This is a genomic window from Micromonospora parastrephiae, assembly GCF_016802865.1.
In the GTDB taxonomy this organism is placed as follows: Bacteria; Actinomycetota; Actinomycetes; order Mycobacteriales; family Micromonosporaceae; genus Micromonospora; species Micromonospora parastrephiae.
This window is the reverse complement of the sequence record NZ_JAEVHM010000188.1, coordinates 1-10,474: the sequence shown is the minus strand read 5'-3', so window position 1 is coordinate 10,474 and position 10,474 is coordinate 1. Positions and strand designations below refer to the sequence as shown.

The 10,474-nt window shown below is 71.4% G+C and carries 11 protein-coding genes and 2 pseudogenes; 1 reads left to right on the top strand and 12 read right to left on the bottom strand.

Annotated elements, in window-relative coordinates:
• Positions 1–16 precede the first annotated feature (16 nt).
• From JNW91_RS25985 to JNW91_RS25930, 12 genes and pseudogenes are all read right to left on the bottom strand, one after another.
• Positions 17–382, bottom strand: a complete 366-nt coding sequence (locus JNW91_RS25985) for a YybH family protein (RefSeq protein WP_238425714.1) — start codon at positions 380–382, stop codon at positions 17–19.
• A 46-nt stretch (positions 383–428) separates the two neighbouring features.
• Entirely contained in the window at positions 429–728 is a 300-nt protein-coding gene (locus JNW91_RS25980) for a muconolactone Delta-isomerase family protein (protein WP_203177989.1), read from the bottom strand.
• A 171-nt stretch (positions 729–899) separates the two neighbouring features.
• Entirely contained in the window at positions 900–1,553 is a 654-nt protein-coding gene (locus JNW91_RS25975) for an acVLRF1 family peptidyl-tRNA hydrolase (RefSeq protein WP_309244488.1), read from the bottom strand.
• Positions 1,554–1,605: 52 nt separating this feature from the next.
• Positions 1,606–2,237, bottom strand: a pseudogene (locus tag JNW91_RS25970) (LysE family transporter).
• A 332-nt stretch (positions 2,238–2,569) separates the two neighbouring features.
• Complete coding sequence (locus JNW91_RS25965; protein WP_203177988.1) at positions 2,570–3,031, bottom strand: metal-sulfur cluster assembly factor; 462 nt, start codon at positions 3,029–3,031, stop codon at positions 2,570–2,572.
• Positions 3,028–3,501: a Fe-S cluster assembly sulfur transfer protein SufU gene (gene sufU, locus JNW91_RS25960; protein ID WP_203177987.1), complete on the bottom strand. Its 474-nt coding sequence runs from the start codon at positions 3,499–3,501 to the stop codon at positions 3,028–3,030. The genes JNW91_RS25965 and sufU overlap by 4 nt, the downstream gene beginning before the upstream one ends.
• Positions 3,501–4,805, bottom strand: coding sequence for a cysteine desulfurase (locus JNW91_RS25955; RefSeq protein ID WP_203177986.1), 1,305 nt, complete (start codon positions 4,803–4,805; stop codon positions 3,501–3,503). The genes sufU and JNW91_RS25955 overlap by 1 nt, the downstream gene beginning before the upstream one ends.
• 20 nt (positions 4,806–4,825) lie before the next feature.
• Entirely contained in the window at positions 4,826–5,599 is a 774-nt protein-coding gene (gene sufC / locus JNW91_RS25950) for a Fe-S cluster assembly ATPase SufC (protein ID WP_203177985.1), read from the bottom strand.
• A complete protein-coding gene (locus tag JNW91_RS25945; RefSeq protein WP_203177984.1) occupies positions 5,599–5,925 on the bottom strand; it encodes a non-heme iron oxygenase ferredoxin subunit in 327 nt (108 codons plus the stop codon). Before JNW91_RS25945 ends, sufC begins: the two co-directional genes overlap by 1 nt.
• Positions 5,925–7,123: pseudogene (sufD, locus tag JNW91_RS25940) on the bottom strand (Fe-S cluster assembly protein SufD). The gene JNW91_RS25945 and the pseudogene sufD overlap by 1 nt, the downstream one beginning before the upstream one ends.
• Before the next feature lie 59 nt (positions 7,124–7,182).
• Complete coding sequence (gene sufB / locus JNW91_RS25935) at positions 7,183–8,613, bottom strand: Fe-S cluster assembly protein SufB (RefSeq protein ID WP_203177983.1); 1,431 nt, start codon at positions 8,611–8,613, stop codon at positions 7,183–7,185.
• The gene (locus JNW91_RS25930; RefSeq protein ID WP_407664384.1) at positions 8,610–9,410 is read right to left on the bottom strand and encodes a helix-turn-helix transcriptional regulator; all 801 of its coding nucleotides are present in this window, start codon (positions 9,408–9,410) and stop codon (positions 8,610–8,612) included. Before JNW91_RS25930 ends, sufB begins: the two co-directional genes overlap by 4 nt.
• Before the next feature lie 98 nt (positions 9,411–9,508).
• Between JNW91_RS25930 and JNW91_RS25925 the strand changes: the two genes are divergently transcribed.
• On the top strand, positions 9,509–10,474 hold a 966-nt coding region (locus tag JNW91_RS25925), incomplete at its 3' end, for a COX15/CtaA family protein (RefSeq protein WP_203177982.1).

Below are 10,474 nucleotides of genomic sequence, written 5' to 3'. Positions count from 1 at the left end.
GGGGCGGGGCGGGGGGTTAGGTTGGGTTTGAGACTTGGTAGTGGGTGATTAGCCAGGTGTTGTCTTGCCGGCGCAGGAGTACGCCGAGGTTCACCGTCAGGGGCGGCCGGTCGGTGAAGCCGAACTCCACCTCCAGGTAGCCGAGGACCAGATCGTCGGAGAGACGGCGGGTCTCCCGGATGTCGTACGCGGCGGTCAGGCCGAGCGGCTGGGCGGCGTAGTACGCGGCGACGCCGGCCGGGCCGACGGAGTACGGGTGCAGACCCTGGAAGATCGCGTCGTCGGTGAAGTACGACGCGACGCGATCCGGCTCGTGGGCGTCGACCGCCGACTTCCACCGGTCGAGAACGGTCCGCAGGATCTGAGCCTCGGCACTGGACATGATGATCTCCCTGCTGATCGGGTGGGAGTGACGAGCCCACGCGGGCTCACCGAACCGGCTGACCCGGGTCGTTCGGGTGCGGTGTCAACGGGGTCACCGTCTCGCGCCGCCAGGCGCGCAGCGGCATCGACGTGAGGACCGCCTCCAGCTCGTCCGCGTCGTCGGCCTGGAAGAGCCCCCACGTACGCCACTCCCCCGGCGCCAGCGGCGGCCGCCACAGTCGAAGAAGACTGCCCTGCGCCGTCAGCTCGGCCGAGCGTGCCGCCTCACGGCGGCGCATGTCGGCGACCTCGTCCTCCGACGTGCCCTCCGGCACCGTCGTCACCATGTCAACCAGAAACTCCACGTGCCCATACTCCGACCGCCGGCGCGGCGGCACGCCAGGAACCCCGTTTCGGGTGGCGGTCGTCTCTGGCCGGCGCCGCCGACCGCCGGGTCAGTCGGGGGCCGGGTCGCGCAGGCGGATCCGTACCGCTCGGGCCGCGGCCACCGCCGCGACCAGCACCGACCGCCGGGGTCAGTCGGGGGCCGGGTCGCGCAGGCGGATCCGTACCGCTCGGGCCGCGGCCACCGCCGCGACCAGCACCGCGTGCCGAGGCTCCGGCACGTCGAGCAACCGTTCGGCCCGCAGCGGCACGAGCGGGGACAACCGCCGGTCGGCCAGCACACTGTCCACCGCCCGTCGGTCGCCGCCGCAGACCACCGCGGCGAGCCTCGCCGCCTCCGGCAACAGCAGCCGTACGGCCAGCTCCGCCGCGTCACCCAACGCCGCCTTGGCCTGGTTGTCACGCCGCCGGGCGAACCGCTGCTGCGACCATCCCCCCGCGGCGGTGCGCCCCTGCACGTACCGGGTGTCCACCTTGGAGACGACGAGATCGGCGCCCTCGGCCACACCGACGGCCACGGCGCCCTTGCGGGCCAGCAGCAGACCGATCCGGCGGGGCGCGACGGCTGAGGTCACGAACCCGGCCACGTCGACGCCGGCCGGTGAGCCCGGCGGGGCGTACAGCTCGGCGGTGGTCCCGTCGGAGGCGGTGAGCAGCAGGCCGTACTCCCGCGCGGTGGTGGTGTGCGGGCCGTGCCGGTCGGCGAAGCCCTCGACCCAGCGGCCGACGCGGGCCGGGTCCACCTCGACCCACCGGCCTCCCCCGGCTGCGGGTCGACTGGTCACCGCCCGACCGTACGGCACGGCGCGCCCGGCCGGGTGGCCGGGCGGTGACCGCTCAGCCCGGCAGCAGCGCGGCCACCGCCAGCGCGGCGATGAGCGAGCTGGACACCAGGCCGGTGACCAGTCGGCCGCGCGGCCCGGTCAACGCCCGACCGACCACCGTGCCGCCGCCGGCGATGAGCAGCTGCCAGCTCGCCGACGCCAGGAACACACCGGCCACGAACAGCGCCGCGGGGATCGCGCCCGGGTCGGCCGTGTCCCGACGACCGAGCACCAGCGCGGCGAAGTAGAGAACCGTCGTCGGGTTCAGCAGGGTCAGCCCGAGCAGCGCCGCGTAGGCCCGCCCCGGAGTGCTCATGCCCGGACCGGTGCGCGCCGCCGGTGGCCGCCCCGAACGGTGGACCGACCAGGTACGCCAGAGGCCGTGCGCGGCGAGCCCCAGCAGAACCACGGCGGCGACCACCCGCAGCGGGCCGGCGGCTGGCGCGATGAGCTTGGCCAGGCCGCGCCGCCGAGCGCGGCGACCGCCGCGTAGAGCCCGTCGGCCGTCGCCACGGCGAGCGCGGCGGCGGCGCCGACCCGGAACGAGGTACGGGCACTGAGCCCCAGGACGAGGACCGCGATCGCGCCCACGGGGATGGCGACGCCGTAGCCGGCCACCAGGCCGGCCAGGAACGCCCCGCTCACGGACGTCGGTGCGGCGTGGAGGCCCGTCCCCGCACCGGCCGCTGTCGACGCACGGCGGTCGCCGCGCGGACAGGGACCTGCATCGGGTACGCCTCAATCACCAGCACATCGTGCGCGCCGGAGCCGCGCAGCGCCACCGGATTTCCGCGCCCGCGCCCCGCGCACCCCGCCAAGATCGTGCTCGATCCTGGTTGTGGTGGCCTCACCCACTCGCCGATGCCACCCGATCCTGGATCGAGCACGATCTCGCAGAGTGGGCGCAGCGCGGCGCGCCGCGATACGCGTCGAGCGCGGCACCCGTCGGGTGCCGCGCTCGAGGAGATCCGACCAGGTCAGACGTTGAAGCCGAGGGAACGGAGCTGGTCCCGACCCTCGTCGGTGATCTTGTCCGGGCCCCACGGCGGGAGCCACACCCAGTTGATCCGGATGTCGTTGACCAGACCGCCGCCGGGGCCGGTGGTCAGCGCCTGCCGGGCTTGGTCCTCGATCACGTCGGTCAGCGGGCAGGCCGCCGAGGTGAGCGTCATGTCCAGGGTGGCGACGTTCTCGTCGTCGACGTGCACGCCGTACACCAGGCCGAGGTCGACCACGTTGATGCCGAGCTCCGGGTCGACGACGTCCTTCATCGCCTCCTCGATGTCGGCGATCATGGCCTTGCTGGCGCCGGCCGTCGGGGTGGCGGCGTCGCCGGCACCCGGCGTCGCGGCACCGTCGGTCGTCACGGCGTCGGTCTGCGGCGCCGCGGTGGCGTCACCGGCCTCCGGCGTCGCTGCGGTAGCGGTGTTCTCGCTCATGCCTTCACCTCCGGGCTCACGCCCACACCGGCGCGTGCCGCGGCGTCCTTGAACGCCATCCACGGCAGCAGCGCGCACTTGACCCGGGCGGGGTAGCGGGCGACACCCGCGAAAGCAACCCCGTCACCGAGTACGTCCTCGTCCGGCGTGACCTGGCCACGTCCGGACATCAACTCCACGAACGCCTCGTGCACCTGAAATGCTTCCCCGGCGCCCCGGCCGCGCAGCAACTCGTGCAGGACGCTCGCCGAGGCCTGGCTGATCGAGCAGCCCATCCCGTCGTACGAGATGTCGTGCAGCACGTCGCCGTCGGTGGCCACCCGGACGGTGACCTCGTCGCCGCAGGTCGGGTTGACGTGGTGCGCTTCCGCGACCTGGTCGCCCGGGTCGTCGGCGTCGCGCAGGCCACGCCCGTGGGGGTGCTTGTAATGGTCCAGGATGATCTCCTGGTAGAGCTGGTCGAGCTGCATCAGTCGAACACCTTCCGCACCTGCTCCAGACCGGCCACCAGAGCGTCGATCTCCTCGGTGGTGGTGTAGAGGTAGAACGAGGCCCGGGTCATGGCCGGGACGCCGAACCGGCTGCACACCGGCTTGGCACAGTGGTGACCCACCCGCACCTGCACGCCGAGCGAGTCGAGCACCTGACCCACGTCGTGCGGGTGCACGTCGCCCAGCGCGAACGAGATGGTGCCACCCCGGCCGACCGGCACGGTCGGGCCGAAGATCCGCAGGTCGCGCACCGAGCCGAGGGCCTCCAGCGCGTACGCCGTGAGCTCCTTCTCGTGCCACTGAATGGCCCGCATCCCGATCCCGGTGAGGTAGTCCACCGCCGCGCCGAGCGCGACCGCCTCGGCGATCGGCGGGGTGCCCGCCTCGAACCGGGCCGGCGGCGCGGCGAACGTCGACCGGGCCATGGTGACCGTCTCGATCATCGAGCCGCCGCCGAACACCGGCGGCATGGCCGCGAGCAGCTCGCCTCGGCCCCAGAGAACGCCGATGCCGGTCGGGCCGCACATCTTGTGGCCGGTGAAGACGATGTAGTCGGCGTCCAGGTCGACCACGTCGATGGGCAGGTGCGGCACCGACTGGGAGCAGTCCAGCAGCAGCAGCGCGCCCACCTCGCGGACCCGCGCGGTGATCCGGGACGTGGCGTTGACCGTGCCGAGGATGTTCGACATGTGCACCAGCGAGACGATCTTCGTCCGTTCGGTGACCAGGTCTTCCAGGCCCGACTCGTCCAGCCGCCCCTGGTCGGTGACCGGGAACCAGCGCAGGGTCGCACCGGTGCGCTCGCACAGCAGCTGCCACGGGACGATGTTCGAGTGGTGCTCCATCTCGGAGATCACCACCTCGTCGCCCGGGCCGAGCCGGAACCGGGGGTCACCGTCCGGGCGCAGCGAGGCGTTGGAGAACGCGTACGCCACGATGTTGATCGCCTCGGTGGAGTTCTTCGTGAACACCACCTCGTCGGTGCTCCGCGCGGAAATGAAGGCGGCGACCTTCGCCCGCGCCCCCTCGTACGCCTCGGTGGCCTCGGTGCCCAGCGTGTGCACCGAGCGCGACACGTTGGCGTTGTGCAGGGCGTAGTGCTCCCCGAGCACGTCGAGCACCTGGCGGGGCTTGTGCGAGGTGTTGGCGCTGTCGAGGTAGACCAGCGGGTGCCCGTTGATCTCCCGGTCCAGGATCGGGAAGTCGGCGCGCACCCGGGCCACGTCGTAACGCGGCACGTCGTCGTACTGCGGCATCCCCGGCGGGATCGCGATGCTGGTCATCTCGGCAGCGCCTTCCCGACTCAGGCCTTGGCCGTGCCGGCCCCGGCGGCGTACCGCTCGTAGCCCTCGGCCTCGAGCTTGTCGGCCAGCTCCGGGCCGCCCTGCTCGACGATCCGGCCGGCGACGAAGACGTGCACGAAGTCCGGCTTGATGTAGCGCAGGATCCGCGTGTAGTGGGTGATCAGCAGCACGCCGGTGTCGCCGGTGTCGCGGACCCGGTTGACGCCCTCGCTGACCACGCGCAGCGCGTCCACGTCGAGGCCCGAGTCGGTCTCGTCGAGGATGGCGATCTTCGGCTTGAGCAGCTCCAGCTGGACGATCTCGTGCCGCTTCTTCTCACCGCCGGAGAAGCCCTCGTTGACGTTGCGCTGGGCGAACGCCGGGTCCATCTGGAGGCGCTCCATCGCACCGCGCAGCTCGCCACCCCAGGTGCGCAGCTTCGGCGCCTCGCCGTCGATGGCGGTCTTGGCGGTACGCAGGAAGTTCGCCACCGACACGCCGGGCACCTCGACCGGGTACTGCATGGCCAGGAAGAGGCCGGCGCGGGCACGCTCGTCGACCGTCATGGCCAGCACGTCCTCGCCGTCGAGGGTCACCGAGCCGCCGGTGATCTCGTACTTGGGGTGACCGGCGATCGAGTACGCCAGGGTCGACTTGCCGGAACCGTTCGGCCCCATGATCGCGTGGGTCTCACCGGAGCGGACGGTCAGGTCGACGCCGGCCAGGATCGGCTTGAGCTCACCCTCGGGCAGCTTGACCGACACCTTCAGGTCGCGGATCTCCAGGGTGCTCATTATCGGGTCACTCCATTACTCGGCGTCAGGCTGAGGTAGATGTCGCCGTCGCGGACTTCGACGGGGTAGACGGGTACGGGTTCGGTGGCCGGCAGCCCGGTCGGCTCGCCGGTGCGCAGGTCGAAGCGCGAGCCGTGCAGCCAGCACTCCAGCGTGCAGCCGTCGACCTCACCCTCGGAGAGCGCGACCGCGGCGTGCGAGCACTCGTCGTAGGCGGCGTAGAAGGCGCCGTCCTCGCCGTGCACCAGGGCGATCGGGGTGCCGTCGACGTCCGCGCTGATCGCGGTGCCCTTCGGCACGTCCTCGGTGGAACAGATCCGGATCATCAGGCGCCAGCCTTGGCCAGCCGGGCCTCGATCGCGTCGCCGAGGTGCTCGCGCAGCTCCTCCACCGGGATCTTGTTGATCAGCTCGGCGAAGAAGCCGCGGACCACCAGGCGGCGGGCCTCACCCTCCGGGATGCCCCGGGCCATCAGGTAGAACAACTGCTCGTCGTCGAAGCGGCCGGTCGCGCTGGCGTGGCCGCGCCGGCGATCTCGCCGGTCTCGATCTCCAGATTGGGTACGGAGTCCGCCCGCGCGCCGTCGGTGAGCAGCAGGTTCCGGTTGATCTCGTACGTGTCGGTGCCGGTCGCCTCGGCCCGGATCAGCACGTCGCCCACCCAGACGGTGTGCGCGTCGTCGCCCTGCAGGGCGCCCCGGTAGCCGACGTAGCTGCGGCAGTCCGGCACCGAGTGGTCCACCAGCTGCCGGTGCTCCAGGTGCTGGCCGGAGTCGGCGAAGTAGACGCCGTACAGCTCGGCCTCGCCGCCCCGGCCGGTGTATTCCACGCTGGTGAACTGTCGGACCAAATCGCCGCCGAGGGAGACCTGGATGTGCACGACCCGCGCGTCCCGACCCAGCTTGATCTTGAGGTGCTGCGCCTGGACCGCGTCGTCGGCCCAGTCGGCGACCGTGACCAGGGTCAGCTTCGCGCCGTCGGCAACGGCGACCTCGACGTTGTCGGCCAGGGTGGCCGACCCGACGTGCTCCAGGACCAGCGTCACCTCGGCGAAGCGGCCCACCTCGACGAAGGTGTGACCGAACGTCGGCTGACCGGCGTTCTCGCCGACCACGCGCAGGCGCACCGGCGCGCCGAGCACCGCGTCGGGGTCCACCCGCACCAGCAGAGCGTCGGCGGCGGCGCCGAAGGCCAGCGCGCTGACCCGGTCCACCGGCGTGAGCACGCTGCCGATCCGGGCGTCGTCGCGGCCGACCCGTGCGACCGCGACACCCTCGGGCAGGTCGGCGTACTCGTGCCGGACCGCGCCGGTCGCGGCCGGCGCCTCGTCCGACGACTCCAGCTCGGCGCGGCTGGCGCCGCGCAGCGACCTGGAGCCGTCGCCAGCCAGGCCGCGGAGGCGCTTGAGCGGGGTGAACCGCCACTCCTCCTCCAGGCCGGTGAGAGCCGGGAAGTCGGCGACGTCGTACGAGCGCAGCGCCTGCGACTTGGTGCTGGGCGGCGGCGCGGAAGCCTGGGTAGTCATTTCTTCCTTGGTCTGTTCTGCGACGACGGTGTCAGGTCGGCCGGAGGGGACGGGCGGCGTCAGCCGACCGCGCCCTCCATCTGGAGTTCGATCAGCCGGTTCAGCTCCAGGGCGTACTCCATCGGGAGTTCCTTGGCGATCGGCTCGATGAAGCCACGGACGATCATGGCCATCGCCTCGTCCTCGCTCAGGCCCCGGCTCATCAGGTAGAAGAGCTGGTCGTCGCTGATCTTGGAGACGGTCGCCTCGTGACCCATCGACACGTCGTCCTCACGGATGTCGACGTACGGGTAGGTGTCCGAGCGGGAGATGGTGTCGACCAGCAGCGCGTCGCACTTGACCGTGCTGCGGCTGTGGTGCGAGCCCTCCAGCACCTGCACCAGACCCCGGTACGAGGTACGGCCGCCGCCGCGGGCGATCGACTTCGACACGATCGTCGAGGAGGTGTGCGGCGCGGCGTGCACCATCTTGGCGCCCGCGTCCTGGTGCTGACCCTCGCCGGCCATCGCCACCGAGAGCACCTCGCCCTTGGCGTGCTCGCCGGTCATGTAGACCGCCGGGTACTTCATGGTGACCTTGGAGCCGATGTTGCCGTCGACCCACTCCATGGTCGCGCCCTCGTGGCAGACGGCGCGCTTGGTGACCAGGTTGTAGACGTTGTTCGACCAGTTCTGGATGGTCGTGTACCGGCAGCGGGCGTTCTTCTTCACGATGATCTCCACGACCGCGCTGTGCAGCGAGTCGGAGGAGTACAGCGGCGCGGTGCAGCCCTCGACGTAGTGCACGTACGCGCCCTCGTCGACGATGATCAGCGTCCGCTCGAACTGGCCCATGTTCTCCGTGTTGATCCGGAAGTAGGCCTGCAGCGGGATCTCCACGTGCACGCCCTTCGGCACGTAGATGAACGAGCCACCGGACCACACGGAGGTGTTCAGCGCGGCGAACTTGTTGTCGCCGACCGGGATCACCGTGCCGAAGTACTCCTTGAAGACGTCCTCGTGCTCGCGCAGCGCCGTGTCGGTGTCCAGGAAGAGGACACCCTGCTCCTCAAGGTCCTCACGGATCTTGTGGTAGACGACCTCGGACTCGTACTGCGCCGCCACACCGGCGACCAGCCGCTGCTTCTCCGCCTCCGGGATGCCCAGCCGGTCGTAGGTGTTCTTGATGTCCTCGGGCAGGTCCTCCCAGCTGGTGGCCTGCTTCTCGGTGGACCGCACGAAGTACTTGATGTTGTCGAAGTCGATCCCGGTGAGGTCCGCGCCCCAGGCCGGCATCGGCTTACGACCGAACAGCCGCAGACCCTTCAGCCGCAGGTCGAGCATCCAGGCCGGCTCGTTCTTCTTGGCCGAGATGTCCCGCACCACCGCCTCGTTGATGCCGCGCTGGGCGATTGCCCCGGCGGCGTCCGGGTCGGACCAGCCGTACTCGTAGCGACCCAGGGCGGCGAGCTGCTCTTCCTGGGTCAGGGGCTGGACGATCTGCTCGGTCATTTAGGTGTCCTCACAGTGGTGACGGGATTACCGGATTGGGCGCGGGTCGGCTGGGTCGGAATGTGCGTGGTGCACACCCCGTCGCCGTGCGCGATGGTGGCCAGGCGCTGCACGTGGGTGCCGACCAGACGGGAGATCACCGCGGTCTCGGCCTCGCACAGCTGGGGAAACTCGGCGGCCACGTGCGCCACCGGGCAGTGGTGCTGACAGAGCTGGCCGCCGGAGGCGATCGTGGTCGCGTTGGCAGCGTATCCCTCGGCGGTGAGCGCTCCGGCGAGTGCCTCCGCCCGCGCGAGGGGGTTGTCGCCGGCGTCCTCCATGGCGGCCCGACAGCGGGACTCCAGGGCGGACACCTGCTCGGTGGCGAACGCCCCGACCGCCTCCGAACCGCCGCTACGGGCGATCCAGCGCAGCGCGGCGGTGGCCATGTTGTCGTAGTGATGGGTGCCACAGCGGACCCGCGCGGCCTCGGTCAGCAGGAAGACCTTCGCCGGACGCCCCCGGCCACGGCCGCCCTGCACGGTCTGCTCGCGGGCGAAGACGTCACCATCGGCGAGCATCGCGTCGAGGTGCCGCCGGATCGCCGCCGGGCTGAGCCCGAGCGCCTGACCGAGCTGCGCGGCGGTGGTGGCCCCCCGCTCCAGCAGCAGCTGGGTGACCCGGTCCCGGGTGGAGGCCTCGGCCGCCGCGGAACCGGCGGAACCGGCGGAACCGGTCACGACGGGCGCGGACACGGACGCGCCGACGGCCACAGCGGCCGTCGACTGCTGCCCGGAGAGCGCCGCCGCGTTTTTCACAACACCAACGTTACGTAATTACCCGGAGGGTCGCAAACCCGGGCCCCGGTGATCCGAACCACCGACCCGACGGAGTCGGACGAACCTCGATCACTACGGTGCGTAGGATTTGCGCCGTGAACCGTATCGTCCGTCCGGTCTCCGGCACCCTGCTGCGCCGCCTCGCGCTCGCCTCGATCATCTCGAACGTGGGCATCGTCGTCACCGGCGGGGCCGTCCGGTTGACCGCCTCGGGCCTCGGCTGCCCCACCTGGCCCCGGTGCACCGACGACTCGTACGTCGCCACGCCCGAGATGGGCATCTACGGGGTGATCGAGTTCAGCAACCGGATGCTGACCTTCGCGGTGGGCCTGATCGCGCTGGCCACCGTACTGGCCGTCCTGACGTACCGGCCGCGCCGGCCCGGCCTGCTGGCGCTCGCCGTCGCGGTCTTCCTGGGCATTCCCGCCCAGGCGGTGGTCGGTGGCATCACCGTGCTCACCAACCTCAACCCGTGGGTGGTCGGGCTGCACTTCCTCGCCTCGATGGCGGTGATCGCCGCCGCGTACGCCCTCTGGCGGCGGATCGGCGAGCCGGACGGCCCGACGGTGGCGGTGGTGCCCACGCCGCTGCGCGCACTGGCCCGGATCACCACCGGCGTCGGCGTCGCGGTGCTGGTCATCGGCACCTGGGTCACCGGCAGCGGCCCGCACGCCGGCGACCAGGGTGCCGCCCGCAACGGGCTGGACCCGGAGTCGATCTCCCAGGTGCACGCCGACGGGGTGTTCCTGCTGATCGGCCTCTCGGTGGCGTTGATCTTCGCGTTCCGCGCGGTAGGCGCCCGGCGGGCCACCCGGGCCGCGATCGTCCTGGTCGCCGTCGAGCTGGGTCAGGGCCTCATCGGCTTCGTGCAGTACTTCACCCACGTGCCGGCGTTCCTGGTCGGCGCGCACATGCTCGGCTCCTGCGTGGTGCTGCTCGCCACCCTCTCGGTGCAGTGGTCCACCCGGGAACGCCGCCCGGTCGCTCCGGCACCCCAGACCATCACCGCGGACGCCGAAGCCGCTCCCGGCCCACCGCCTGAC